The organism is Serratia sp. NFX21 (assembly GCF_048517035.1).
In the GTDB taxonomy this organism is placed as follows: domain Bacteria; phylum Pseudomonadota; class Gammaproteobacteria; order Enterobacterales; family Enterobacteriaceae; genus Serratia; species Serratia quinivorans.
Genome location: NZ_CP183196.1, coordinates 1064823 through 1089362 on the forward strand (window position 1 = coordinate 1064823; position 24540 = coordinate 1089362).

The 24540-nt window shown below is 58.5% G+C and carries 27 protein-coding genes; 24 read left to right on the forward strand and 3 right to left on the reverse strand.

Annotated elements, in window-relative coordinates:
* The first annotated feature begins 766 nt into the window (after positions 1–766).
* From ACNT1W_RS04955 to ACNT1W_RS04975, 5 genes are read left to right on the forward strand one after another with little or no spacing between them, the layout of a single operon-like run.
* Positions 767–2260 (forward strand): APC family permease, encoded by a 1494-nt coding sequence (locus tag ACNT1W_RS04955; protein ID WP_419246479.1) that lies wholly within the window; start codon positions 767–769, stop codon positions 2258–2260.
* On the forward strand, positions 2235–2822 hold the full coding sequence (locus tag ACNT1W_RS04960) for a DUF3156 family protein (RefSeq protein WP_129939654.1): 588 nt from the start codon (positions 2235–2237) through the stop codon (positions 2820–2822). The genes ACNT1W_RS04955 and ACNT1W_RS04960 overlap by 26 nt, the downstream gene beginning before the upstream one ends.
* Positions 2815–3597, forward strand: a complete 783-nt coding sequence (locus tag ACNT1W_RS04965) for an SDR family NAD(P)-dependent oxidoreductase (RefSeq protein ID WP_012005074.1) — start codon at positions 2815–2817, stop codon at positions 3595–3597. The genes ACNT1W_RS04960 and ACNT1W_RS04965 overlap by 8 nt, the downstream gene beginning before the upstream one ends.
* Positions 3598–3607: 10 nt before the next feature.
* The gene (locus ACNT1W_RS04970; protein ID WP_419246480.1) at positions 3608–4405 is read left to right on the forward strand and encodes a molybdenum cofactor biosynthesis F family protein; all 798 of its coding nucleotides are present in this window, start codon (positions 3608–3610) and stop codon (positions 4403–4405) included.
* Between the two features lie 4 nt (positions 4406–4409).
* Positions 4410–5192 (forward strand): SDR family oxidoreductase, encoded by a 783-nt coding sequence (locus ACNT1W_RS04975; protein ID WP_135344695.1) that lies wholly within the window; start codon positions 4410–4412, stop codon positions 5190–5192.
* Between the two features lie 49 nt (positions 5193–5241).
* Here the strand turns inward: ACNT1W_RS04975 and hpaR are convergent, their stop codons facing one another.
* Positions 5242–5697, reverse strand: coding sequence for a homoprotocatechuate degradation operon regulator HpaR (hpaR, locus tag ACNT1W_RS04980; protein ID WP_012005077.1), 456 nt, complete (start codon positions 5695–5697; stop codon positions 5242–5244).
* A gap of 325 nt (positions 5698–6022) precedes the next feature.
* On the opposite strand from hpaR, the gene ACNT1W_RS04985 reads away from it, so the two are divergent.
* From ACNT1W_RS04985 to ACNT1W_RS05045, 13 genes are all read left to right on the forward strand, one after another.
* A complete protein-coding gene (locus tag ACNT1W_RS04985) occupies positions 6023–6655 on the forward strand; it encodes a fumarylacetoacetate hydrolase family protein (protein ID WP_411227762.1) in 633 nt (210 codons plus the stop codon).
* Positions 6652–7416, forward strand: a complete 765-nt coding sequence (locus tag ACNT1W_RS04990) for a fumarylacetoacetate hydrolase family protein (RefSeq protein WP_375189921.1) — start codon at positions 6652–6654, stop codon at positions 7414–7416. Before ACNT1W_RS04985 ends, ACNT1W_RS04990 begins: the two co-directional genes overlap by 4 nt.
* Positions 7413–8867 carry a 5-carboxymethyl-2-hydroxymuconate semialdehyde dehydrogenase gene (gene hpaE, locus ACNT1W_RS04995; protein WP_012005080.1) on the forward strand — a complete coding sequence of 485 codons (1455 nt, stop codon included), beginning with the start codon at positions 7413–7415 and terminating at the stop codon, positions 8865–8867. The genes ACNT1W_RS04990 and hpaE overlap by 4 nt, the downstream gene beginning before the upstream one ends.
* Before the next feature lie 9 nt (positions 8868–8876).
* A complete protein-coding gene (gene hpaD / locus ACNT1W_RS05000; protein WP_112363117.1) occupies positions 8877–9734 on the forward strand; it encodes a 3,4-dihydroxyphenylacetate 2,3-dioxygenase in 858 nt (285 codons plus the stop codon).
* A gap of 9 nt (positions 9735–9743) precedes the next feature.
* Complete coding sequence (locus ACNT1W_RS05005; protein WP_012005082.1) at positions 9744–10130, forward strand: 5-carboxymethyl-2-hydroxymuconate Delta-isomerase; 387 nt, start codon at positions 9744–9746, stop codon at positions 10128–10130.
* A 10-nt stretch (positions 10131–10140) separates the two neighbouring features.
* Positions 10141–10944: a 2-oxo-hept-4-ene-1,7-dioate hydratase gene (gene hpaH, locus ACNT1W_RS05010; protein WP_012005083.1), complete on the forward strand. Its 804-nt coding sequence runs from the start codon at positions 10141–10143 to the stop codon at positions 10942–10944.
* Between the two features lie 205 nt (positions 10945–11149).
* On the forward strand, positions 11150–11944 hold the full coding sequence (hpaI, locus tag ACNT1W_RS05015) for a 4-hydroxy-2-oxoheptanedioate aldolase (RefSeq protein WP_419246481.1): 795 nt from the start codon (positions 11150–11152) through the stop codon (positions 11942–11944).
* 30 nt (positions 11945–11974) lie between these two features.
* A complete protein-coding gene (hpaX, locus tag ACNT1W_RS05020; protein WP_419246482.1) occupies positions 11975–13345 on the forward strand; it encodes a 4-hydroxyphenylacetate permease in 1371 nt (456 codons plus the stop codon).
* Between the two features lie 59 nt (positions 13346–13404).
* Positions 13405–14301: a 4-hydroxyphenylacetate catabolism regulatory protein HpaA gene (hpaA, locus tag ACNT1W_RS05025; protein WP_017891531.1), complete on the forward strand. Its 897-nt coding sequence runs from the start codon at positions 13405–13407 to the stop codon at positions 14299–14301.
* Positions 14302–14480: 179 nt separating this feature from the next.
* A complete protein-coding gene (gene hpaB, locus ACNT1W_RS05030) occupies positions 14481–16043 on the forward strand; it encodes a 4-hydroxyphenylacetate 3-monooxygenase, oxygenase component (RefSeq protein WP_419246483.1) in 1563 nt (520 codons plus the stop codon).
* A gap of 17 nt (positions 16044–16060) precedes the next feature.
* Positions 16061–16576 (forward strand): 4-hydroxyphenylacetate 3-monooxygenase, reductase component, encoded by a 516-nt coding sequence (hpaC, locus tag ACNT1W_RS05035; RefSeq protein WP_112363119.1) that lies wholly within the window; start codon positions 16061–16063, stop codon positions 16574–16576.
* Positions 16577–16709: 133 nt separating this feature from the next.
* Positions 16710–17027 (forward strand): type II toxin-antitoxin system RelE/ParE family toxin, encoded by a 318-nt coding sequence (locus tag ACNT1W_RS05040; RefSeq protein WP_112363120.1) that lies wholly within the window; start codon positions 16710–16712, stop codon positions 17025–17027.
* Positions 17028–17030: 3 nt separating this feature from the next.
* A complete protein-coding gene (locus ACNT1W_RS05045) occupies positions 17031–17330 on the forward strand; it encodes an addiction module antidote protein (RefSeq protein ID WP_017891533.1) in 300 nt (99 codons plus the stop codon).
* Positions 17331–17339: 9 nt separating this feature from the next.
* Here ACNT1W_RS05045 and ampH read toward each other — a convergent pair whose 3' ends face one another.
* Positions 17340–18482, reverse strand: coding sequence for a D-alanyl-D-alanine-carboxypeptidase/endopeptidase AmpH (gene ampH / locus ACNT1W_RS05050; RefSeq protein ID WP_012005089.1), 1143 nt, complete (start codon positions 18480–18482; stop codon positions 17340–17342).
* A 161-nt stretch (positions 18483–18643) separates the two neighbouring features.
* Positions 18644–19402, reverse strand: coding sequence for a FadR/GntR family transcriptional regulator (locus tag ACNT1W_RS05055; protein ID WP_419246484.1), 759 nt, complete (start codon positions 19400–19402; stop codon positions 18644–18646).
* A 235-nt stretch (positions 19403–19637) separates the two neighbouring features.
* On the opposite strand from ACNT1W_RS05055, the gene ACNT1W_RS05060 reads away from it, so the two are divergent.
* Genes ACNT1W_RS05060 through ACNT1W_RS05085 form a run of 6 tightly spaced genes read left to right on the forward strand, consistent with a single transcriptional unit; the run spans position 19638 to position 24537 of the window.
* Positions 19638–20378 (forward strand): SDR family oxidoreductase, encoded by a 741-nt coding sequence (locus tag ACNT1W_RS05060; RefSeq protein ID WP_012005091.1) that lies wholly within the window; start codon positions 19638–19640, stop codon positions 20376–20378.
* A 34-nt stretch (positions 20379–20412) separates the two neighbouring features.
* A complete protein-coding gene (locus ACNT1W_RS05065; protein ID WP_419246485.1) occupies positions 20413–21258 on the forward strand; it encodes a fumarylacetoacetate hydrolase family protein in 846 nt (281 codons plus the stop codon).
* Positions 21259–21271: 13 nt separating this feature from the next.
* Complete coding sequence (locus tag ACNT1W_RS05070; protein WP_259190159.1) at positions 21272–22549, forward strand: L-fuconate dehydratase; 1278 nt, start codon at positions 21272–21274, stop codon at positions 22547–22549.
* A 14-nt stretch (positions 22550–22563) separates the two neighbouring features.
* On the forward strand, positions 22564–23427 hold the full coding sequence (locus ACNT1W_RS05075) for an amidohydrolase family protein (protein ID WP_419246486.1): 864 nt from the start codon (positions 22564–22566) through the stop codon (positions 23425–23427).
* Positions 23405–24181, forward strand: coding sequence for an SDR family oxidoreductase (locus ACNT1W_RS05080; RefSeq protein WP_261277683.1), 777 nt, complete (start codon positions 23405–23407; stop codon positions 24179–24181). Before ACNT1W_RS05075 ends, ACNT1W_RS05080 begins: the two co-directional genes overlap by 23 nt.
* The gene (locus ACNT1W_RS05085; RefSeq protein WP_017891539.1) at positions 24178–24537 is read left to right on the forward strand and encodes an L-rhamnose mutarotase; all 360 of its coding nucleotides are present in this window, start codon (positions 24178–24180) and stop codon (positions 24535–24537) included. Before ACNT1W_RS05080 ends, ACNT1W_RS05085 begins: the two co-directional genes overlap by 4 nt.
* Positions 24538–24540 lie beyond the last annotated feature (3 nt).

Here is a 24540-nt window from a genome sequence, read left to right on the forward strand (position 1 = left end):
GATTCATTTCCCCCTTTACCCGTTCGCTCTGGAAGGTTCGGTCAATATATGAACGATACAAGCATAGTTGTAGCAATTTCGCAACACAATAAAAACATATTAACAACGTGAGCCGGATTGCAATAAAATACATAAATAACAAGGTGGCGGCCGGTGGTTGAAGACCCTGACGGTCCTTGGGGGTCAATATTTCATTAATATATTAATGAGTGCGCTGTATCCTTCCCGCTGAATTTACAGCGATTTCCCATTTAGAGTGACGTCCCCGCCACGAATCCTCCTTTTATCGCCCCGTTGAGCCGCCATCGGCATCTCGTTCCTAAGAACGATAGACAAACGCAACCTCTCTTATTCCCCGGTGAAAACCGCTTCGATCCGGTTAAAACCATAACGGCTGACCGGGCGACCAGGGTAAGACGAAAAAACTATGGCTAGGCCTTAGATTCCTTAAAAAGCCAGTTATTAGGGAGAGCGTGCCGAAGGGGTCGTAGCGGCGCAGCCGCCGACCAATTTGCCGGGAGCAAATTGGAACGACTTCGTCGGCCCGAAGGGTGGGACACACGGATGTGTCCCATAATAGCCCCTCGGTGCGCTAGGCCCGGGTATCTAGGGCTAAATAGCAACTTTGCGATCAAATCCTCTCGTTCTTAAGGACGATAGTCAGCATTTTCTTTTCCTCTCTATAGTGATATTGCCGCCACTGGCGACGCTACACCTGCAAATGCAACATCAGGGCAAAACGATAAAACTATAAGAGGAAATACCCATGAACCTGTCGTCGCGGCTTCACGCCCATCTTGAGCGGGGCAAGGTCGGATTCCCTACCACGCTGGCCAGTTCGGTCGGGGTGATTATGGCCAGTCCGGTGATCCTCACCGTCACCAGCGGTTTCGGTATCGGCGGTGATACCTTCGCGCTGGCAATGCTGATCGCCTTTATCATGATGCAGGCTCAGCTCACCACCTTCTCCGAGGCGGCGGCGATACTGCCGACTTCCGGCTCGGTATATGACTACATCGCCTGCGGCATGGGACGCTTTTTTGCCATTACCGGCGCACTGTCGGCCTACCTGATCGTGCACATCTTTGCCGGTACCGCCGAAACCATTCTCTCCGGCATCATGGCGCTGGTAAATTTCGAGCACCTCAACACCCTGATGGAAACCCACAATGCCTCCTGGATGGTCGGGGTTGGGCTGGTGATTGTGTTCGGCATCCTCAACGCCTTCGGTATCGAGGCGTTCGGTAAGGCGGAAATCGTGCTGACCTTCGCCATGTGGAGCACGCTGGTGATCTTCGGCATTGCCGGGCTGTTGTCACCGCATGCGGTACCGCTGGAAGGCTGGTTCGGCAGCACGCTGAGCCTGAACGATCCGTTCGCGGTATTGAGCCTGATCGGTATGGCGATGTTTATGTTCGTCGGCTGCGAACTGGTCACGCCTATGGCACCGGAGATCAAACGCTCCGCCAGCGTGATCCCGCGTGCCATGTCGCTGGGGCTATGCGGCGTGGCGGTTTGCATGGCGTTATACGGCGCAGCGCTCAGCCACCAGGTGGAAAACGTGCTGGTGGATGCCGCCAATGGCGTTCATCTGCTGGACACGCCGATGGCCATTCCGGCCTTTGCCGGCCAGGTGATGGGGGAATTCGGCAAATACTGGCTGGGCATCGGGCTGCTGCTGGCCGGGGCAGCGACCATCAATACGCTGATGGCGGCGGTGCCGCGTATTCTCTACGGCATGGCGCTGGATGGCGCGCTGCCGCGCATTTTCGCTTATCTGCATCCGCGTTTTAAAACCCCGGTGGTGGGGATCCTGGTGGCGGTGTTGATCCCCTGTGTGCACGCCTTCGCCATCCAGGGCGATCTCGATCGCATTATCCCGCTGGTGCTGGCGGCGGTGTGCGCCTGGGGCGTGGCCTACCTGCTGGTGACCTGCTCGGTGGTGATCCTGCGGATCCGCCGCCCGGATCTGCCGCGTGCCTACAAATCGCCCTGGTTCCCGCTGCCGCAAATCGTCTCCAGCGTCGGTATCGTGCTGGCGATTATCTATATCACTCCGCCAGGCATGAACCCGCGCGCGGTGTATATCCCTTTTAGCATCATGATTGGCCTGACCGCCACTTACGCACTGTTTTGGACTCTGTGCGTACAGAAGGTCAACCCGTTCAAACCGGTGCCGGTTGAGCAGGTGCTGGAAACCGCTTTTGCCAAGGCAGAAAACGAGGAGGCGCAGTTTGATCGGCTTACTTCCCTCACTTAACCGCCTCTGGCAGCGTTCCCCGGCGGGCTATCAGCCGGGAGTGACCCTCAGCCGTCTGGCGAACAACCTGCAGCCCTATGCCTGCGAGCGCGTTACGCCGTGCCTGCTGCGGCTGACGTTGCCACAGGGGCCGGTTATTGACATCAGCGAACAGGTTAGCGCGCTGTTTATGGCACATATCGTCAGCCAGCGTTTTCAACGGCAGGGGGACTGTCGGCTGACAGCGCCGCTGACGCTGCGTATTACCGCCGGGGGATGGTTACGGCGAAGCGGTGTGGTTTATCGCGCCAGCCGGAATGACGCAACGGCGCAACGGGTGATCGCCGCCCTGCAGCGTTATCCGCAGATCGGCCAAACGCTGGAGCAACTTGATTTTCGTCGTATTCAACTGACGGTGGTTGCCGGTCGTTGGCGGTTGGAGATCGAACATTTTGCCGCTTCGGAAGTGGTCAGCCGTTTGCCCGCCGGTCGTCGCTATCTGCGGCTGGAGCCGGAGCAACGGCGGTTGCTGCTCAGCAGCCTGCTGATGATCGGCCAATTGATGGAGAAAATCGATGAGTAGAGTGGTGGTGATTACCGGTGGCGGCACCGGCGTGGGGGCCGCCTGCGCCCGGTTATTGGCAGCCCACGGCGATCGGGTGTTTATCATCGGGCGCCGCCGTGAACCGCTGGCCGCGCTGGCCGATGAGATTGGCGCTCAGGCGTTGGTCGGCGATGCCGCCAGCGGGGAGTGTTGGCAAAGCCTGCTGCTGCCGGCCATTTTGCAACAGGCCGGGCGCATCGACTGCCTGATCGGCTGCGCCGGCGGCATGGGGGTGGGGCGTATTACCGAGATCGGTGACGATGACTGGCGTCAGGCGCTGGACAGCAACCTCAACAGCGCTTTTGCCAGCGCCCGTGCCTGCCTGCCGGAGCTGGTGAAAAGCGGCGGCAACCTGCTGTTTGTCGCCTCTATTGCTTCGCTGGCAGCCGGGCCGGAAGTCTGCGGCTATGTGACTGCCAAACATGCGCTGATCGGGCTGATGCGATCTATCGCCCGTGACTACGGCCCGCTCGGGGTGCGCGCCAACGCGGTGTGCCCTGGTTGGGTGACGACGCCGATGGCGGATGAAGAGATGCAGCCGTTGATGGCCGCGCACCAACTGACGCTGGAACAAGCCTACCAGCGGGTGTGCCGCGACGTGCCGTTACGCCGCCCGGCCAGTGCCGAAGAAATCGCCGGCATCTGCCGTTTTCTCTGTTCGCCAGAGGCATCAATTATTACCGGCGCGGCGCTGGTGGCCGACGGCGGCTCAACCATTGTCGATGTGCCGACTTTGGCATTCACTTCCCTTTAAGGAGCAGCAAATGAGTACAGAAGCGATATTCATTCAGGTTGGCGCACTGGCGGAAGGCTTTGCGCCGAACAGCAATACGCTGGAACAGCAGCACGGCCTGAGCGGCACCACGCTGGCACTGCGCTTTGCCGACGGGGAAACGCTGAGCTGTCATTTCGTCGATCAGCAAACGCTGAGCTGGGGCGAGTACCGGGGCATCGCTTATCGCGCCACCAGCATTCGCCCCGGCATTCTGTTTATTGATTTTCTCGATCCCGCGCAGGACAACGCCAGTATTACGCTGGTGTGCGATCGCAATCAGGGCAATTTCACGGCGGTCTACGGCCAGTTGCCGGACGAAAAGCAAACCCGTCTGGACGCTTTCAGCCGCGTAGAACAAGGGTTGCCGCTGACGGCGGTCAATGCGGAGTTCCATTTCGGCACGCTGGATGACGCTACCGTTGCGCCGCCGGATTTCACCGATGAGTTAATCGGCATGCGCAATATGTACACCTACAGCCCGACCGAACGCTATGAGCACATTTACCTGAACGACAATTTCTACGCCTGGCAGTGTCTGGACGGGGTAGAGAAGGGGTTGGCGGATGTCGATCGTTGTCATTACGTGAAGGTGGCGGAAAAACTTTACCTGTTCGTGTGGCGCGAGAAGATCGTGCCGACGCTGGGCGTGGTGATGATTGATCTGCAGGGCATGCGCACCGACGGCAAGATCCTCGGGTATCAGGGCAGCGATTTCAGCGCGCTGAGCAATTTTGCCGTGGGTGCTCATGCACAGGTGCTGAACACCACGCGTCATCCACAGGGCTAGACCGATGAAGACAACTTATGCGGCCGATGCCTTTAGCGGTCAGGTGGTGCTGGTGACCGGTGGCGCGCAGGGCATTGGGCTGGCGATTGTCAGCGCCTTTGCCCGGCTGGGGGCGACGGTGGTGATGGCGGATCTGCAACTGAAAAAGGCGCAGGATGCCGCCGAGACGCTGCAGCAGCAGGGCTGGCGGGTGCAGGCGATGGCCTGTGATCTGGCCGACCCTGGGCAAATAGCTGAACGGGTGGCGGCGGTGGGGCAGCAGCATCAGCGGCTGGATGTGGTGATTCATAACGCAGCCTACTTCCCGTTGACCCCTTTTGCCGAGATTGACGTGGTGCTGTTGCAACGTACGCTGAGCGTCAATCTGATGGCCCCGTTTTTTCTGGCACAGGCGGCGTTGCCGTGGATGCAGCGCCAGGGCGGCGGCAGCATTCTGGTGACCTCGTCGGTGACCGGGCCACGGGTGGCTTATCCGGGGCTGGCGCACTATGCCGCCTCCAAAGCCGGGGTTAACGGTTTTATTCGGGCGGCGGCGCTGGAGCTGGCGGCGGCGGGCATTCGGGTCAATGGCGTGGAGCCGGGGATGATCCGCACGCCGGCAATGGCCAATCTGGGGGGCGCGGCGGTCAATCAGGCTATTGCCGCAGCGGTACCGCTTGGGCGGCTGGGGGAGCCGGAAGACATCGCGGCGGCGATGGTGTTTCTCGCCTCCCCGGCGGCGGCCTATATCACCGGCCAAACGCTGGTGGTGGATGGCGGCGCACTACTCCCCGAGGCTCATCCGTAAGGGACGAACAGGTTCGTCCCGATTTATACGGGCGCAGCAGGTCGCGTCCCTACGGCTTTTTTGTCGGATGGGCGGTCACATTGGCGGGCAGTTGGTCGCCAAGCCGGATCAGTTCGTCCAGCAGCGTCATCAGTTGGCCCATCTTCTGCTGCGAAAAGGCGGCTTCAATCTCCGCGTAGCCCTGTTCCACCTGATGGCGCGCCACTTCATACAGCTCCTGGCCCTGCTGGGTCAGCGATACATACAGCTTGCGCTGATCGTTAACCGGTTTCAGACGGAAAATCAGCTTGTCGCGCTCCATGCGCGACAAAATGCCGGTCAGGCTGGGGCGCAGAATGCAGGTTTCTGCCGCCAACTCGTGGAACTCAATTGAACGGCTGTTGGCCAACACGCGAATGATGCGCCACTGCTGCTCGGTCAGATTATGGCTTTTCAGGATCGGGCGGAAAAAACCCATGGCGGTTTCACGCGCCTGTAGCAGGGCAATGGTCAAGGATTCATGCATAGATTTGGCCTTAGCTATCAAGGTGTTCGTTATTCCGGTACCGCACACAGGTAATGCCCGGTGCAGTCTGGATTTATTAATAACTTAATAGTAGCCAGGTTTACCTTGCCGGATAAAGCGAAAATGCACCTGTGGGTGGAAAAATCGCCTGAAAATGATTAATACGTTGAATAATCACGCTAATGTTCACGGTTTGTGAATATTTTGTTATCACGATCACAAATCAATCCTCCCGCGTTGCGTAAAAGCTGAACAGCGTATAAAAGTAATCATTAACATATTAATGAATGCCGGTTGTCATGTTCTGTCATTGAAAGGAGTTTGCATGAAAGGCACCGTATTTTCCGTCGCGTTGAACCACCGCAGCCAAATGGACGCCTGGGATCAGGCGTTTCATCAGCCACCTTATAAAACCCCGCCGAAGACCCCGGTGTGGTTTATCAAACCCCGCAATACCCACCTCGCCAACGGCGGGGCGATCCCGTTTCCTGCCGGTGAGCAAGTACACAGCGGCGCCACGCTGGCGGTGGTGATTGGCAACACCGCCCGTAAAGTGCCGGTCGAGCGGGTAGCCGACTATCTGGCCGGCTATGCGTTGGCCAATGATGTCAGCCTGCCGGAAAGCAGTTTTTACCGCCCGGCGATCAAAGCGAAATGCCGAGATGGCTTCTGTCCTTTGGGGGATATCGGTCAACTGGCAACCAGCGACAGGCTGGAAATTATCACCGAAATCAACGGCGTGGAGCAGGACCGCTGGTCGACGGCCGATCTGGTACGTTCGGTGCCGGAACTGATCGCCGCCATCAGCGATTTTATTACCCTGCAGCCGGGCGACGCGGTGCTGATCGGAACGCCGCACCAGCGGGTGGAGATCAATCCTGGGGATGAAGTGACGGTACGCGCCGCCGGTCTGCCGACCCTGACCAACCGCGTGACGCAGGCAGGAGGAGCATCATGAAACACGCCCGTATTCGCCATCACGGCCAAATCTTTAACGTCAACGTTGACCAGCAACTGCGTGTCACCCTGCCGGACGGCAGCGTGCTCAATGAACTGGACGTCGAATGGCTGCCACCGGCGCAGGGCACGGTATTTGCCCTGGGCCTGAACTATGCCGACCATGCCAGCGAACTGGAATTCAAGGCGCCGGAAGAACCGCTGGTGTTCCTGAAGGCCCCCAACACCCTGACCGGCCACCGTCAGGTGTCGGTGCGCCCGGCCGACGTCGAGTATATGCACTACGAAGCCGAGCTGGTGGCGGTGATCGGCAAAACGGCACGCAACGTCAGCCGTGAGAACGCCATGGACTATGTAGCGGGTTACACCCTGTGTAACGACTACGCCATCCGCGACTATCTGGAAAATTATTACCGCCCGAACCTGCGGGTGAAAAGCCGCGACACCCTGACGCCGATTGGGCCGTACATCGTCGATCGCGATGATATCGCCGATCCGCACCGTCTGGCGCTCAGCACTTACGTCAACGGTGAGCTGCGCCAGCGCGGCAGCACCGGCGACATGATTTTTGATATCCCCTATTTGATCAGTTACCTGAGCGAATTTATGACGCTGCAGCCGGGCGACATGATCGCCACCGGCACGCCGAAAGGGTTGGCCGACGTGCTGCCGGGGGACGAAGTGGTGGTGGAGATCGAGGGCATTGGCCGTCTGGTTAACCACATCATCAGTGAAAAAGATTACGAGGAAAGCCTGCGATGAAAACCATCAACCATTGGATTAACGGTAAAAACGTAGCCAGTAAAGAGTACTTCACCACCACCAACCCGGCCAACGGTGAGGTGCTGGCGGAAGTGGCGTCCGGCGGACAGCTGGAGATCGATCAGGCGGTGGCCGCCGCCAAGGCCGCCTTCCCGAAATGGGCCAATACGCCAATGAAAGAGCGTGCGCGCCTGATGCGTCGCCTGGGCGAACTGATCGACGAGAACGTGCCGCAGATCGCCGAGATGGAAACCGCCGATACCGGCCTGCCAATCCACCAAACCAAAAACGTGCTGATCCCGCGTGCCTCGCACAACTTTGAGTTCTTCGCCGAGATCTGTCAGCAGATGAATGGTCGCACCTACCCGGTGGACGACAAGATGCTCAACTACACGCTGATCCAGCCGGTCGGGGTGTGTGCGCTGGTGTCGCCGTGGAACGTGCCTTTCATGACCGCGACCTGGAAAACCGCGCCCTGCCTGGCGCTGGGCAACACCGCGGTGCTGAAAATGTCCGAGCTGTCGCCGTTGACCGCCGATCGCCTGGGTGAACTGGCGCTGGAAGCCGGCATTCCGGCCGGGGTGCTCAACGTGGTGCAAGGTTACGGCGCTACCGCCGGGGATGCTCTGGTGCGCCATAAAGACGTGCGCGCCGTGTCCTTCACTGGCGGCACCGCTACCGGTCGCCGGATTATTGAAAGCGCCGGGTTGAAGAAGTTTTCCATGGAGTTGGGCGGCAAATCGCCGGTACTGATTTTTGAGGATGCCGACATTGAACGTGCGCTGGATGCCGCGTTGTTCACCATTTTCTCGATCAACGGTGAACGCTGCACCGCCGGGTCGCGCATCTTTATTCAGGAGAGCATCTACCCGGAATTCGTCAAACGCTTCGCCGAGCGCGCCAACCGCCTGCGGGTGGGGGATCCACAGGATCCCAACACCCAGGTCGGGGCGTTGATCAGCCCGCAGCACTGGGAAAAAGTCTCCGGCTATATCCGCCTGGGGCTGGAAGAAGGGGCCACTCTGTTGGCCGGCGGCCCGGATAAACCGGCCGGTCTGAGCCACGGCAACTTCCTGCGCCCGACGGTGCTGGCGGATGTCGACAACCGGATGCGCATTGCGCAGGAGGAGATTTTTGGGCCGGTGGCCTGCCTGCTGCCGTTCAAATCAGAAGAAGACGGCCTGCGTATGGCCAACGACGTGGAGTACGGCCTGGCGTCGTATATCTGGACGCAGGATGTGAGCAAGGTGCTGCGTCTGGCTCGCAATATTGAAGCGGGCATGGTTTTCGTCAACACCCAAAACGTACGCGATCTGCGTCAGCCATTTGGCGGCGTGAAATCGTCCGGCACCGGCCGTGAAGGCGGGGAATACAGTTTCGAAGTGTTCGCCGAGATGAAGAACGTGTGTATTTCCATGGGGGATCACCCGATCCCACGTTGGGGCGTCTAGGAGGGTTATATGGGCAAATTGGCTTTAGCAGCAAAGATCACTCATGTGCCGTCGATGTATCTGTCGGAAATGCCTGGAAAAAACCACGGTTGCCGCCAGGCGGCGATCGACGGTCATAAAGAGATCAGCGCGCGCTGCCGTGAAATGGGCGTCGACACCATTATTGTGTTCGACACCCACTGGCTGGTGAACAGCGCCTATCACATCAACTGCAGCCCGCATTTCGAAGGGCTGTATACCAGCAACGAACTGCCGCACTTCATCCGCGACATGACCTACGAATACGAAGGCAACCCGGCACTGGGTCAGTTGATTGCCGCTGAAGCCTGCAAACTCGGGGTACGCGCCAAAGCGCATGAAATCCCAAGCCTGAAGCTGGAGTACGGCACGCTGGTGCCGATGCGCTACATGAATAGCGACAAACATTTCAAAGTGATCTCGATTTCGGCGTTTTGCACCGTGCATGACTTTGCCGACAGTCGTCGGTTAGGTGAGGCGATCAAAACCGCGATTGAGAAATACGACGGGACGGTGGCGGTATTGGCCAGCGGTTCGCTTTCACACCGTTTCATCGACGACCAGCGTGCCGAAGAAGGTATGAACAGCTACACCCGCCAGTTTGACCAGCAGATGGACGAACGGGTGGTCAAGCTGTGGGAGGAAGGGCGCTTTCGCGAGTTCTGCGAAATGCTGCCGGAGTACGCCGACTACTGCTACGGCGAAGGCAACATGCATGACACCGTGATGCTGCTCGGCCTGCTGGGCTGGGACAAATATGACGGCAAGGTGGAGTTTGTTACCCCGCTGTTTGCCAGCTCCGGCACCGGGCAAGTCAACGCCATCTTCCCGCTGCCGGCCGAAGCCTGAGGAGTCTCCATGCCCCATTTTTACGCTGAATGTACCGACAACATCCGCCATGAGGCGGATTTGCCCGCGCTGTTCGCCAGGGTCAATCAGGCGCTGGCGGACACCGGCATTTTCCCACTGGCCGGGGTGCGCAGCCGCGCCATCTGGCTCGATACCTGGCAGATGGCCGATGGCCAGCGGGACTACGCTTTCGTGCATATGACATTGAAGATCGGCCACGGGCGCAGTCTGGAAAGCCGTGAACAGGTCGGGGCGATGCTGTTCAGCCTGATCACCGAGCACTTCGCTGCGCTGATGGCCAGCCGCTATCTGGCGCTGTCCTTCACCATGGAAGAGTTGGATCCGGTGCTGAACTACAAGCAAAACAATGTCCACGCGCTATTTCGTAAAGAGTAAGGGGCCGTCCATGTTGAATAAAGAGCTGGTGAGCCGTGCCGTGCAGCGTTTGCATCAGGCGGAGCAGAACCGCGAGCAGATCCGCGCGCTGTCGCTGGATCATCCCGAGATCACCATCGAAGACGCTTACGCCATTCAGCGGCAGTGGGTAGCACTGAAAATTGCCGAGGGCCGCACGCTGAAGGGCCATAAAATTGGCCTGACGTCACGCGCCATGCAGGTCAGTTCGCAAATCACTGAGCCGGATTTTGGCGCGCTGCTGGACGACATGTTTTTCAACGACGGCAGCGATATTCCGATCGATCGCTTTATCGTGCCGCGCGTCGAGGTTGAACTGGCATTTGTGCTGGCCAAACCGCTGCGCGGACCGAACTGCACGCTGTTCGACGTTTACAACGCTACCGATTACATCATCCCGGCTCTGGAAATCATCGATGCGCGCAGCCATAACGTCGATCCGGAAACTCAGCGCCCGCGCAAGGTGTTCGACACTATCTCTGATAACGCCGCCAATGCCGGCGTGGTGATGGGCGGGCGGCCGATCAAACCGGATGCGCTGGATCTGCGCTGGATCAGTGCGCTGCTGTACCGAAACGGCGTGATCGAAGAATCCGGCGTGGCGGCGGCGGTGTTGAACCATCCGGCCAACGGTGTGGCCTGGTTGGCCAATAAGCTGTTCCCGTATGACGTGGAGCTGGAAGCCGGACAGGTGATCCTCGGCGGCTCCTTTACCCGGCCGGTAGCCGCACGACGTGGCGATACCTTCCATGCCGATTACGGCCCGATGGGCTGCATTAGCTGCCGTTTTGTTTGATTTCCTCCCTCACCCTAGCCCTCTCCCAGAGGGAGAGGGGATAGATCGAGTGGGATCGAGGCGGTTTACTCCCTTTCCATTGGGAGAGGGGATCGATCGAGGCGGTTTACTCCCTCTCCATTGGGAGAGGGGATCGATCGAGGCGGTTTACTCCCTCTCCTTTGGGAGAGGGCCGGGGTGAGGGGAAAACACCAAGGAGAACATCATGTTAACCAACACTTTCAAGCATGCGCTGCAGGAAAAACGCCCGCAGATCGGCCTGTGGCTGGGGCTATGCAGTAGCTACAGTGCAGAACTGTTGGCCGGCTCCGGCTTTGACTGGCTGCTGATCGACGGCGAGCATGCGCCCAACAACGTCCAAACAGTGCTGGGCCAGTTGCAGGCGATTGCGCCTTATCCGAGCCAACCGGTGGTACGCCCGGCGTGGAACGACGCGGTGATGATTAAGCAACTGTTGGACGTCGGTGCCCAGACGCTGCTGATCCCAATGATTCAAAACGCCGGGCAGGCGCGTGAAGCGGTGCGTGCCACCCGTTATCCGCCGCATGGGATACGCGGAGTCGGCAGTGCATTGGCGCGTGCGTCGCGCTGGAATAGGGTACCGGATTATCTGCAACAGGCCGATGCGCAGATGTGCGTATTGGTGCAGATCGAAACTCGTGAGGCGGTGAAAAACCTGGATGAGATCCTGCAGGTAGAAGGCGTCGACGGGGTGTTTATCGGCCCGGCGGATCTCAGTGCCGACATGGGGTATGCCGGTAATCCGCAACAGCCGGAGGTGCAACGCACCATCGACGATGCCATTGCGCGCATCAGCGCTGCCGGCAAGGCGCCGGGCATTCTGACCGCCAATCCTGAGCTGGCGCAGCATTACCTGGCGTCCGGCGCGCTGTTTGTCGCGGTAGGGGTGGATACCACCCTGTTGGCGCGGGCGGCGGAGTCCCTGGCCGGTCGCTTTAAGCAGCAACAGCCTCCCGAGCAATCCCCGGGCGTTTATTAGGTTGCAGGACGCAATCTTACTGGAGACACCATGAGCAACGTCGATTCGCTGCCGCCGGTCAACCCGGCGCAGCAACATAAAGCGTTAACCGCCACCGAACAATCGGTGATTAAAAAGTTATTTCGGCGACTGATTATTTTCCTGTTTGTACTGTTTGTTTTCTCTTTCCTCGACCGCATCAATATCGGTTTCGCCGGGCTAACGATGGGCAAGGATCTCGGTCTCAGTTCGACCATGTTCGGTCTGGCAGCGACCCTGTTCTACGTCACCTACGTGATTTTCGGTATCCCGAGCAATATTATGCTGGGGATTGTCGGGGCGCGGCGCTGGATCGCCACCATCATGGTGCTGTGGGGCATCGCCTCCACCTGCACCCTGTTCGCCACCGGGCCAACTAGTCTGTATGTGCTGCGGATGATCGTCGGTATCACCGAGGCCGGCTTCCTGCCGGGTATTCTGGTGTATCTCACCTACTGGTTCCCGGCGTTTTACCGCGCCAGGGCCAACGCGCTGTTTATGATCGCCATGCCGGTGACCATGGCGATTGGCTCGCTGGTGTCCGGCTATATTCTGGCGCTGGACGGATTGATGAACCTCAAGGGCTGGCAATGGCTGTTCCTGATAGAGGGCATTCCTTCGATGCTGTTGGGTGTGGTGGTGTGGTTCTATCTGGACGATACCCCAGCCAAGGCCAAATGGCTGACCGACGAAGAAAAAACCAGTCTGAAAGCCATGATGGACGCCGACAAACTGCAGCTGGTGCAGCCCAATGGGCCAGGCAGCCACCGGGCGATGCAGCAGCGTAACCTGTGGCGGGAAATCTTCACGCCGATTGTGCTGATGTACACGCTGGCCTATTTCTGCCTGACCAATACCCTGAGCGCCATTAACATCTGGACGCCGCAGATCCTGCAGAGCTTCAACCAGGGCAGCAGCAACATTGTGATCGGCATTCTGGCGGCGATCCCGCAGATCTGCACCATCGCCGGGATGATCTGGTGGAGCAAACGCTCGGATAGGTTACAGGAGCGAAAACATCACACCGCACTGCCGTACCTGTTTGCCGCCGCCGGTTGGCTGCTGGCCTCGGCTACCGATCACAGCATGATCCAGCTGCTGGGGATAGTTATGGCGTCGGTAGGCTCGTTCACCGCTATGGCGATCTTCTGGACCACGCCGGATCAGTCGATCAGCCTGGAGGCGCGGGCGATCGGGATCGCGGTGATCAACGCCACCGGCAATATAGGTTCGGCGGTCAGCCCGCTATTGATTGGCTGGTTCAAGGATCTGACCGGCAGCTTTAACTCCGGGCTGTATTTCGTTGCGGGGCTGTTGATCCTGGGTGCGCTGATCGTCTGGCGTATTCCGATGCAGGGTTCGCGGCCGCGGGCCACGCCATAATGGGGATAGGTTACGGGCGCGGCATGTGGCGCCCCTTACCGGAGGAATGAGGTCAATAGATGCAGAAAAGTACCGGTTTTATCGCCAATATCGATATCTGCAAAGAGTACGATGCGCGTTATGCCACCGATGAAGTGCATTACGAAACCTTTGCCGGGCTGGCGGCCTTTTTTGGTCGCGATATGCAGGTGCACTGGCACGACCGTTACTTCCAGGTGCACTTTCTGGAGACCGGCAAGATTGAGCTGCAGTTGGACTCACAGCACTATTCGGTGCAGGCGCCGCTGTTTATCCTCACGCCGCCCTCGGTGCCGCATGCGTTCTTCACCGAGCCGGACAGTGACGGCCACGTGCTGACGGTACGTCAGGAGCTGATCTGGCCGCTGCTGGAACGGCTGTACCCCGGCAGCAACCTGGCGCTGGATATGCCGGGCATTTGCCTGTCAATGGCAGATGTGCCGCAAGAGCTGACGGCGCTCAGCCATTACTGGGCACTGATCCGCCGCGAATTCAGCCAGCGCCTGGCCGGTCGCGAACAGACGCTGGCGCTGCTGGCGCAGGCGGTGTTCACCCTGCTGTTACGCAATGCGTCGCTGGAGGACTCTGCCGCCAGTGGGGTGCGCGGCGAGCTGAAATTATTCCAACGTTTCAACAAGATGGTGGACGAACGCTTCCGCGATCACCTGCCGGTGCCGGACTATGCCCAGGCGCTGGGGGTCACCGAGTCACGGCTCAATGATCTGTGTCGGCGTTTCGCCAATCAGCCCCCCAAACGACTGATATTCGATCGCCTGCTGCGTGAGGCCAAACGCATGCTGCTGTTCAGTGCCTGCACGGTGCATGAAACCGCTTATAGCCTGGGTTTTAAGGATCCGGCTTATTTCGCCCGTTTTTTCAATCGGCTGGAAGGCTGTTCCCCTTCGAGCTACCGCGCCGCACAACACTCCCTTTCGTAAGCTGGATCACAGTTTGCAGCGATAGTGGCAAAGCTGCCTGAAAAGTACCGGCGATTGCCGCAAAAGTCTCTTCTCGAAATCGGCGTTGGGGGCTTCAATTAAGCAACCAAAAGAAAACATTATTTTAACAAGTGGCCGACTCCACGGCCCATAAAATGCCGATTACGAGGAAGACTTAAATGAAACCTGAAGACTTTCGTGCTGACAACAAACGCCCGTTCACCGGTGACGAATACCTGAAGAGTTTGCAGGACGGCCGCGAAATTTATATCTATGGCGAGCGGGTGAAGGACGTTACCACTCATCCGGCATTCCGCAACGCAGCGGCCTCGGTCGGCCAGTTGTACGACGCGTTGCACGATCCGGTTAGCCAGGACCGTCTGTGCTGGGGCACCGATACCGGCAGCGGCGGCTACACCCACAAATTCTTCCGTTACGCCCGCAGCCCGGATGAGTTGCGCCAGCAGCGTGACGCCATCGCCGACTGGTCGCGTCAGAGCTACGGCTGGATGGGACGCACCCCGGACTACAAGGCGGCCTTCGGATCTGCGTTGGGCGCTAACCCGGAGTTTTACGGCCAGTTCGCTGATAACGCGCGCCACTGGTACAAACGCATTCAGGAAACCGGTCTGTACTTTAACCACGCTATCGTCAACCCGCCGATCGACCGCCACAAGCCGGTCAACGAAGTGAAAGACGTATTTATTCAGGTGGAAAAGGAAACCGACGCCGGCATTATCGTCAGCGGTGCCAAGGTGGTCGCAACCAACTCGGCGCTGACCCACTACAACTTTATCGGCTTCGGCTCGGCCCAGGTGATGGGCGACAACCCGGACTTTGCGCTGATGTTTGTTGCACCGATGGACGCCGAAGGGGTGAAGTTGATCTCTCGCGCCTCTTATGAACTGGTTGCCGGTGCCACCGGATCGCCATTCGATTATCCGCTTTCGAGCCGTTTTGATGAGAACGATGCGATCCTGATTATGGATCATGTGTTGATCCCATGGGAAAACGTGCTGATCTACCGCGATTTCGATCGCTGCCGCCGCTGGAGCACCGAGGGCGGCTTCGCCCGGCTGTTCCCGCTGCAGGCCTGCGTTCGTCTGGCGGTGAAGATGGACTTTATTACCGCGCTGCTGCAAAAGAGCCTGGCCTGTACCGGCGTGCTGGAGTTCCGTGGCGTTCAGGCCGATCTCGGCGAAGTGGTGGCCTGGCGCAATCTGTTCTGGTCGCTGACCGATGCGATGTGCGCCGAGGCCACCAAGTGGGAAAACGGCGCCTATTTACCGGATTCCGCCGCGCTGCAGACTTATCGCGTGATGGCGCCGATGGCCTACGCCAAGGTGAAGAACATCATCGAAAAGAACGTCACCAGCGGCCTGATTTACCTGCCGTCCAGCGTGCGCGACATGAATAACCCGGAAATCGATAAATATCTGTCCCGCTATGTGCGCGGATCCAACGGGATGGATCACGTCGAGCGCATCAAGATCCTCAAACTGATGTGGGATGCGATCGGCAGTGAGTTCGGTGGCCGTCACGAACTGTACGAGATCAACTATGCCGGCAGTCAGGACGAGATCCGCCTGCAATGCCTGCGTCAGGCGCAGGGATCCGGCACCATGGGCAAGATGATGGCGATGGTCGACAAATGCCTGTCCGACTATGACCAGCACGGTTGGAAAGTGCCGCATCTGCATAATAATGACGATATTAATCAGTTGGATAAACTGCTTAAGTGATCCGCGAGGAGGTTTGTATGTCTCAGGAAAATGAACACCGTCTGCTGTTTCGCGACGCCATGGCCAGCCTGTCTGCCGCGGTGAATATCGTCACCACCGATGGCCCGGCAGGACGTTGCGGTATTACCGCCACCGCGGTGTGTTCGGTGACCGATACGCCGCCGACGCTGCTGGTGTGCATTAACCGCAACAGCGCGATGAACCCGGTTTTCCAGGCCAATCAACGGCTGTGCGTCAACGTGTTGAATCATGAGCAGGAGCTGATGGCGCGCCACTTTGCCGGAATGACCGAGGTCAGTATGGAAGAGCGTTTCCGTCTGGAGGACTGGCAGAGTGGCGCGCTGGGGCAACCGGTGTTGCGTAACACGCTGGCCAGCCTGGAAGGGGAGATCGAGCAGATCCAAAGCATCGGCACCCATCAGGTGTATCTGGTGCAGATCCGCCAGATCGTGGTCAGTGCGGCCGGTAACGGCCTGATCTACTTCAAGCGCAACTTCCATCCGGTAATGCACGAAAGGCTGGCTCTGGCCTGACCCTAATGGGCGCAGCTCACCGCTGCGCCCGACGATTTTAACTGAAGGAATTAACCGGGGCTTGAAGCATTAATCTGGAATAGATACCAACCCTAATGCTTGCTTTTTGTAGCTTTAAAGCTACACTGTACCAGTGAAAACAATAGTTCATTACCTTACTGCCGATTGTAAAGACCCTTATCAGGAGTGGCTTAACTCGCTGAAAGATCCTATCGCAAAAGCAAAAATCACTACTCGAATTAACCGATTATCTGCCGGTAGCTTCGGCGATTGTAAACCTCTACGAGAAGGTGTTTGGGAGCTTCGAATAGATCAAGGGCCAGGATATCGGGTCTATTATGCTCAGATAGAAAATATCACGTTGTTGCTTTTGTCTGGGGGTGACAAACGCAAACAACAGGCAGATATTGAGAAAGCCATAGTTTATTTGAGAGATTATCAGTCGAGGTAATATATGAAATCCCGTGATCACGATGCGTCTGTTATTGAAATGATTCGTAATGATCGGGCCTTTGCAGCCGCGTATTTAAAAACAGCATTAGAAGAGCTTGATGAAGAGGGGGGGGAAACAGCGTTCCTCATCGCATTACGCCACATTGTTGAAGCCAATGGTGGAATGGCGTTTATTGCCGATAAGGCAGGTATATCCAGAGAAACGCTGTATCGCACCCTATCGCCTAAAGGGAACCCTACCTTAAAGACGATCACCCGTGTCGTGCATGCTTCTGGTATGAAGTTCAGTGCAATAGTTTGATTTTTAACATCAACTTTTATTCGCCGCCAAATCACTCACCAGTCGGTTCACCGGATCGCTCATGTTGGTGAACTTGCTCAGTTCCGAGCGGGTCACCACCACGAATACCCCGACGTTTTTCTGCGGGATCATCGCCATATAGGTAATAAAGCCGCCGCCACCGCCGGTTTTCTGAATAATTCCCGGCAGTTCGCCGTTCGGTGCCATATACACCCAGCCCAATCCTAATGCGCTGGCTTCACCCGGCACGTCCATGCCTTTTAGCGAGACCAGATCGTTGCGTTGGAAGTACATGGTCTGTTCGCTGGCGGCGGTCGATTTACGTGAGCCAGAGACGTTGGAGGTAAGGAATTGCTGCATCCAGCGCTGCATGTCGCGCGGGGTGGAGTAAACGCCGCCGCTACCGGCCGCGGCTGTGGTGTCACGGCAGGCACTCGGGCCGGCGGAAGCCACCATCAGGCGTGAGCACTGTTCGGCACTTGGGGTGAGAGTGGTGTCGACCATGCCGAGCGGTGCGGTGATTTTTTCCTTCAGCAGCGCGGTGTAAGGTTTACCCGCCGCCCGCGACAGTGCATCCGCCAGCAGGTCGTACGCCAGGTTGGAATAAGAGGCGCGTACGCCCGGTGGCACCGTGACGTTAGCGTGCTCCAGCCACTGCCAGCGCTGTGCCTTGGTCGGCCAGGTAAAGACCGGCGTTTTTGGCGGCTTCTTGCCCGGTTGTTCACGCGGCAGGGCGCTGGTGTGGGTTGCCAGGTTCAGCAAAGTGATCGGCTGGCGTGTGTTATAGGCCGGCACGTAAGCACCCTGCGGGGCATATTTACGCAACGGATCGTTAAGCTTGACCCGGCCTTCCGCCGCCATCTTGACCATCACTTCACTGGTCATCAGTTTGGTGATTGAGGCAATGCGGATCAGCGAGTCCGGGCGCGGGCGCAGGTTATTACCGGGTTTGGTATCACCAAAACTGCGGTTAACCACCTGGTTACCGTCGATCACCACCAGCGCCATACCGGTGGCACCGCTGTTGTAGAAAATATGTTCGGCATACTGGTCGACGATTTGCGAGGCCAGCTGCGGGGCGGCGGCCTGCGCGGCCAGCGGGGCGGCACACAGGCTCAGCGCCAGCAATGAAGCGGAGAAAGAGTTCTTCAACGGTCGTTATCCATTTTAAAAGGCAGCAGGGAAAAGGCCTGGGCCGTGGTATGACACGGCGTAATAGGCTGTCAGTGTAATGTGCCTCGGCCCTGGCTGCATGTGGAAAAAAGAGCGGTTTGAAAAAAAAATTTCCGCCGCTCCGATGCTGCCCATTCGGCCTACTGTGCGCGAGTGAAAATGGCGATCACTTGGTCCAGATGGGCTTTCATCGCCTTGCGTGCGCCGCGTATGTCACGGGCTTCAATCGCCGCCAGAATAGCCCGGTGTTCCTGTTCGGAACGGTGCGGCATATCGTCCGGCGTATAGTTGCGTTGCAATACGCGGAACATGCTGCCGTAACGATGGCCGAGCAGGTGACCGATGACAAACGCGTAGGCCGGGTTGCCGCTGGCCTGAGCGATACGGATATGGAATAGCCGATCGCCGGGATGGGTAGCCGAACCCGCGCGGTTATCGCGACAGTTTTGCTCGTAGGCATCGCGGATGCCTGCCAGCTCCTGATCGGTAGCGTGGCGCGCGGCCAGCGCGGCGGTTTCCGGTTCGATCAACAGGCGGGTTTGCAGCAGTGAGAACGGCGGCAGCTCGGCGTTAAAATCCAGCTCGATATTCAGCTCATCGTCGATTTCTGCCCACTGACCGCGCCCGGCCTGCGCCATCACCGGCTCCTGCGAAACCATGGTTGGCGTCTGTGCCCGGACAATCACCCCATTGCCGACTTTAACATCCACCAGACCAATCACTTCGAGCGCGATCAGCGCCTCACGCACAGAGGCGCGGCTGACCTGTAACTGCTGGGCCAGATCCCGCTCGGACGGCAGGCGGCTGCCCGGAGGAAATTCATTATTATCGATAAGCCGCTTCAATTGGTCGGCTATCTGTCTGTAAATACGTGGGTTTTCCAGTCTGGTGATCGGCATTTTTGACCTTAGGCTGTTCGATGTTAAGTGATATTGCGCACAAATATGGCTCAAGCCGCTTGAGTAATGGTTAATCAAGTGTAAAAAATTGGTTAAACGGAAAGCTGTTTTGCCTGTGTCTCATAACATTCTCACCAAACCATAACGCGTAAAGCGTCTTTTGTCATGTTAAAGGCCTGACCTTTAACCGCCTTTAATGGCCTGACCATTAGGCCTTTAGGCCAAGGGAGCGAAAATGAATTTAAGTGGAAAACGCGTGCTGATCACCGCCGCTGGACAGGGTATCGGTTTCAGTACCGCCAGATTGTTTGCCGATGCGGGTGCCGAGGTTATCGCCACCGATATCAACACCGAACAGCTGCAGGGGCTGCCCGGTATTCAGCCAATGACGCTAAACGTCACCGATCCTGCGGCGATCGCCGCGGCGGCGGAAACCCTCGGGCCGATCGACGTGCTGTTCAACTGTGCCGGTGTGGTGCACAGCGGTTCGATCCTCGAGTGCAGCGAGGAGCAGTGGGCATTCGCCCTCGATCTTAACGTGACGGCGATGTTCCGCATGATCCGCGCCTTCCTGCCCGGCATGCTGGCACGCAAAAACGGCTCGATTATCAATATGTCGTCGGTCGCCTCCAGCGTGAAAGGGGTGCCGAACCGCTTCGCTTACAGCGCCACCAAGGCGGCGGTGATCGGCCTGACGCGTTCAGTGGCGGCGGATTACGTCACTCAGGGCATTCGTTGCAACGCCATTTGCCCCGGCACGGTGGAATCGCCGTCGCTGCGCCAGCGCATCGCCGAGCAGGCCCGTGAGCAGGGACGCAGCGAAGAAGAGGTGTATCAGGCGTTTGTTGCCCGCCAGCCGATTGGCCGCATTGGCACCACCGGCGAGATTGCCCAGTTGGCGCTGTATCTGGCGTCTGACGCTAGTTCCTATACCACAGGTACGGTGCAGATTATCGACGGCGGCTGGAGTAACTGAGGCCCTGGCCATCTACTTTCTTAGTGAGGATTGCATGAAACTTCTACGTTATGGCGCACCGGGGCAGGAACGTCCGGGGATATTGGACAATCAGGGTCAGATCCGTGACCTCTCGCAGCACATCGCCGATCTGAGTGGTGAAGCACTGCTGCCCGCCACGTTGGACCAACTGCGTGCGCTGGACATCAACCAACTGCCGAAGGTGGCTGGACAACCGCGTTTGGGGCCGTGCGTGGGCCACATCGGCAAGTTTATCTGTATTGGTCTCAATTACGCCGACCATGCGGCGGAAACCGGCGCGGCGATCCCCTCTGAACCAGTGGTGTTCAACAAGTGGACCAGCGCGGTGGTCGGGCCTAACGACGAGGTGCAGATCCCGCGTGACTCGCTTAAGACCGACTGGGAGGTGGAGCTGGGGGTGATCATTGGTCAGGGTGGGCGCTATATCAGCGAGCAGGACGCGATGCAGCACGTCGCCGGCTACTGCGTGATCAACGACGTCTCGGAGCGTGAGTTCCAAATCGAACGCGGCGGCACCTGGGACAAGGGCAAGGGGTGCGACACCTTTGGCCCCACCGGCCCCTGGCTGGTGACTGCCGATGAAATTGCCGATCCCCATAGCCTGAATCTGTGGCTGGAAGTGGACGGCAAACGCTATCAGGACGGCAATACCAGCACCATGATCTTCCGCATTCCACAAATTATCAGTTACCTGAGCCGTTTTATGAGCCTGCAACCGGGCGATGTGATCTCCACCGGCACGCCACCTGGCGTCGGCATGGGGCAAAAGCCAACGCCGGTCTACCTGAAGGCCGGGCAGACGATGCGCCTGGGCATTGAGGGATTGGGTGAACAGTGTCAAACAACCGTACAAGCCTGATGGGGAGCATGCCATGACCACAATTACCGCACTGCGGGTTGAAGATATTCGCTTCCCGACCTCGCTGGCGCTGGATGGATCCGACGCGATGAATCCGGATCCGGACTATTCCGCCGCCTACGTGATCCTGGAGACCGATCGTGACGATCTGACCGGCCATGGGCTGACCTTTACCATCGGCCGCGGCAATGAGATTTGCTGCGCGGCGATCCGCGCGCTGGAGCATCAGATCGTCGGGGTTTCGTTGGAAGAGATCGCCGCCGATATGGGCGCCTTCTGGCGACGTTTTACCGGTGACAGCCAGTTGCGCTGGATCGGCCCGGACAAGGGCGCGATCCACCTGGCGACCGGGGCGGTGATCAACGCGGTTTGGGATCTGTGGGCCAAGGCCGAGGGTAAACCGGTGTGGCGACTGGTGGCAGAGATGACGCCAGAGGAGCTGGTACGCTGCATCGATTTTCGCTACATCACTGACTGCATTACCCCGCAGGAAGCGCTTACCTTGCTCAAACAGCGGGCACACGGCAAGGAGCAGCGCCTGGAACGGCTGCTGCAGGACGGGTATCCCTGCTACACCACTTCCGCCGGTTGGCTGGGTTACCCGGACGATAAGCTGCGCCGATTGTGCCAGGAAGCGGTCGATGCCGGTTTCTCCTACCTGAAGCTGAAGGTCGGGCGCGATCTGGAAGATGATATTCGCCGGGTGCGCATTGCCCGCGAGGTGATCGGCCCCGATCGTCAACTGATGATCGACGCCAACCAGGTTTGGGAAGTCAACGACGCCATTCCCTGGGTGAAGCATCTGGCGTTCGCCAAACCCTGGTTTATCGAAGAACCGACCAGTCCGGACGACGTGGAAGGGCACCGTCGTATCCGCGAAGGGGTGCATCCGGTCAAGGTGGCCACCGGCGAGATGTGCCAAAACCGCATCCTGTTCAAGCAGTTCATTATGCGCGAAGCGATTGACGTGGTGCAGATCGACGCCTGTCGCCTGGGGGGCGTTAATGAAGTGCTGGCGGTGATGCTAATGGCGGCCAAATACAACCTGCCGGTGTGTCCGCACGCCGGTGGCGTGGGACTGTGCGAATACGTTCAACATCTGTCGATGATCGACTACCTGTGCATTGCCGGCACCCACGACGGCCGGGTGATCGAATACGTCGATCATCTGCATGAACATTTTGTCCATCCCTGTGAGGTCAAGGGGGCGGCCTATATGCCACCGCTCAATCCCGGATATTCGATCGAGATGCATGCGGCGTCGCTCGAACAATACCGGTTCCGCGGTTGAACGGGAAACAAACCATGCTGCGCATCGATGCTCACCAACATTACTGGCATTACCAGCCGCAACGCTATCCGTGGATCAGCGAGCAGATGGCGGTGTTGCGACAGGATTTTGGCCCAAAGCAGCTCGAACCCCTGCTGGAACGCCACGGTTTTGACGGTGCGCTGGTGGTACAGGCACGGCAGTGCGAGCAAGAAACCCAAACGCTGCTGGCGCAGGCGCAGCAGAGCCGCGGTGTGTGCGGGGTGGTGGGCTGGCTGGATATCACCGCGCCGCAGCTGCCGCAGCGGCTGGAGACATGGCGGCAGCAGCCGCTGCTGCGCGGGTGGCGTCATTTGGTGCAAGACGAGCCGCAGCCGGATGCCTGGCTGGCGCTGCCGGAAGTGCGGCGCGGTATGCAGGCGTTACAGCGGCATGGCTACGTCTACGACATTCTGGTTACTCACCGGCATTTGTCGGCGGCGGCGCAGTTTGCTGCCGAACATGACGATTACTGGCTGGTACTGGACCATCTTGGCAAACCGGATATCGCTCAGGGTGCAGAACATTGGGCACAGCAAATCAAGCCTTTGGCGGCGTTGCCGCACGTGGTCTGCAAGCTTTCCGGGTTAATCACCGAAGCCCCCGGTGGGCATTGGCAGGCCTCACAGCTACTGCCGTTTTTTGAGGCGGCGCTGGAGGCGTTCGGCCCGCAGCGGCTGATGTTTGGTTCTGACTGGCCGGTGTGCCTGCTGGCGGGTGATTACGGCCAGGTTTATCAACTGAATGAGCAGGCGATCGCCACGCTGAGTCCTTCGCAGCAGGCGGAGATTTGGGGTGGCACGGCATGCCGAATTTATGGGTTAACGGAGTCTGGTTATGGATCTGTATCTGAAAGATAAGGTGGTGATGGTTACCGGTGGCGGCTCTGGCATCGGTGCGGCGGTTTCCCAACTGCTGGCTGAAGAAGGGGCAATCCCGGTGATTGTCACTAACGCCATGCCTGAGGCCGAGTTTCTGGCGCAGCTGCGTCTCTTGCAGCCACGGAGCACGGTGATCATCACCGATTTGTGTGAAGAACAGCAGTGTCGGCGGGCGGTGGCGCAAACGCAGGAAAGCTTCGGCCGTATCGATGCATTGGTGAATAACGCCGGCGTTAACGATGGGGTAGGGCTGGAGGCCGGGCGTGAAGCCTTTGTCGGATCGCTGGAGAAAAACCTGATTCATTACTACCTGATGGCGCACCTGTGCCAGTCGGCGTTGCAAAGCAGCAAAGGGGCGATCGTCAATATCGCCTCCAAGACCGCACTCAGCGGGCAGGGCGGCACCAGTGGCTATACCGCCGCCAAGGGCGCGGTGCTGGCATTGACGCGCGAGTGGGCGGTGTCGCTGCGCCATGAAGGGGTGCGGGTGAATGCGGTGGTGCCGGCGGAGGTGATCACGCCGCAGTATCAGCGCTGGATCAATACCTTCGAGCAGCCGGAGCAGCAGCTTGAGAAAATTACCGCGCGCATTCCTTTCGAACAGCGGATGACCACGCCGCAGGAGATCGCCAACACCGTGGTGTTTTTGATTTCATCGCGTTCGTCGCACACCACCGGGCAATGGCTGTCGGTGGACGGCGGGTATCTGCATCTTGACCGGGCGATCACATGAGTGGCGTGACGGGGACGGGGCAGCGCTTCTGTCAGGCGCTCGATCTGGTCGACTCACCGGCGTTGATCGAGGAATACCTGGCCTATCACCAACGCATCTGGCCAGAAATTGCCACTCATCTGCGTGAGCACGGCATCCTGGATATGGAGATTTACCGGCTGGGTACCCGGCTGTTCATGATTGTTGAAGTCAGTAGCGGATTCGATGCCGAGCGGTTTGACGCCGCCGGTTTGAGCAATCCCCACGTGCAGCGCTGGGAAGCCCTGATGTGGCACTACCAGGTGGCCACCCCCTGGACGCCGCAAGGCGAAAAATGGGTGGTGATGGAGCGGATATTCTCTTTGAAACAACAATAACTT

What these genes read in the sequence shown, in the direction of transcription:
- ACNT1W_RS04955 (WP_419246479.1), top strand. Translation starts at nt 767, where the DNA reads ATGAACCTGTCGTCGCGGCTTCACGCCCATCTTGAGCGGGGCAAGGTC.
- ACNT1W_RS04965 (WP_012005074.1), top strand. Translation starts at nt 2,815, where the DNA reads ATGAGTAGAGTGGTGGTGATTACCGGTGGCGGCACCGGCGTGGGGGCC.
- ACNT1W_RS04970 (WP_419246480.1), top strand. Translation starts at nt 3,608, where the DNA reads ATGAGTACAGAAGCGATATTCATTCAGGTTGGCGCACTGGCGGAAGGC.
- ACNT1W_RS04975 (WP_135344695.1), top strand. Translation starts at nt 4,410, where the DNA reads ATGAAGACAACTTATGCGGCCGATGCCTTTAGCGGTCAGGTGGTGCTG.
- hpaR (WP_012005077.1), bottom strand. Translation starts at nt 5,697, where the DNA reads ATGCATGAATCCTTGACCATTGCCCTGCTACAGGCGCGTGAAACCGCC.
- ACNT1W_RS04985 (WP_411227762.1), top strand. Translation starts at nt 6,023, where the DNA reads ATGAAAGGCACCGTATTTTCCGTCGCGTTGAACCACCGCAGCCAAATG.
- ACNT1W_RS04990 (WP_375189921.1), top strand. Translation starts at nt 6,652, where the DNA reads ATGAAACACGCCCGTATTCGCCATCACGGCCAAATCTTTAACGTCAAC.
- hpaE (WP_012005080.1), top strand. Translation starts at nt 7,413, where the DNA reads ATGAAAACCATCAACCATTGGATTAACGGTAAAAACGTAGCCAGTAAA.
- hpaD (WP_112363117.1), top strand. Translation starts at nt 8,877, where the DNA reads ATGGGCAAATTGGCTTTAGCAGCAAAGATCACTCATGTGCCGTCGATG.
- ACNT1W_RS05005 (WP_012005082.1), top strand. Translation starts at nt 9,744, where the DNA reads ATGCCCCATTTTTACGCTGAATGTACCGACAACATCCGCCATGAGGCG.
- hpaH (WP_012005083.1), top strand. Translation starts at nt 10,141, where the DNA reads ATGTTGAATAAAGAGCTGGTGAGCCGTGCCGTGCAGCGTTTGCATCAG.
- hpaI (WP_419246481.1), top strand. Translation starts at nt 11,150, where the DNA reads ATGTTAACCAACACTTTCAAGCATGCGCTGCAGGAAAAACGCCCGCAG.
- hpaX (WP_419246482.1), top strand. Translation starts at nt 11,975, where the DNA reads ATGAGCAACGTCGATTCGCTGCCGCCGGTCAACCCGGCGCAGCAACAT.
- hpaA (WP_017891531.1), top strand. Translation starts at nt 13,405, where the DNA reads ATGCAGAAAAGTACCGGTTTTATCGCCAATATCGATATCTGCAAAGAG.
- hpaB (WP_419246483.1), top strand. Translation starts at nt 14,481, where the DNA reads ATGAAACCTGAAGACTTTCGTGCTGACAACAAACGCCCGTTCACCGGT.
- hpaC (WP_112363119.1), top strand. Translation starts at nt 16,061, where the DNA reads ATGTCTCAGGAAAATGAACACCGTCTGCTGTTTCGCGACGCCATGGCC.
- ACNT1W_RS05045 (WP_017891533.1), top strand. Translation starts at nt 17,031, where the DNA reads ATGAAATCCCGTGATCACGATGCGTCTGTTATTGAAATGATTCGTAAT.
- ACNT1W_RS05055 (WP_419246484.1), bottom strand. Translation starts at nt 19,402, where the DNA reads ATGCCGATCACCAGACTGGAAAACCCACGTATTTACAGACAGATAGCC.
- ACNT1W_RS05060 (WP_012005091.1), top strand. Translation starts at nt 19,638, where the DNA reads ATGAATTTAAGTGGAAAACGCGTGCTGATCACCGCCGCTGGACAGGGT.
- ACNT1W_RS05065 (WP_419246485.1), top strand. Translation starts at nt 20,413, where the DNA reads ATGAAACTTCTACGTTATGGCGCACCGGGGCAGGAACGTCCGGGGATA.
- ACNT1W_RS05070 (WP_259190159.1), top strand. Translation starts at nt 21,272, where the DNA reads ATGACCACAATTACCGCACTGCGGGTTGAAGATATTCGCTTCCCGACC.
- ACNT1W_RS05075 (WP_419246486.1), top strand. Translation starts at nt 22,564, where the DNA reads ATGCTGCGCATCGATGCTCACCAACATTACTGGCATTACCAGCCGCAA.
- ACNT1W_RS05080 (WP_261277683.1), top strand. Translation starts at nt 23,405, where the DNA reads ATGGATCTGTATCTGAAAGATAAGGTGGTGATGGTTACCGGTGGCGGC.
- ACNT1W_RS05085 (WP_017891539.1), top strand. Translation starts at nt 24,178, where the DNA reads ATGAGTGGCGTGACGGGGACGGGGCAGCGCTTCTGTCAGGCGCTCGAT.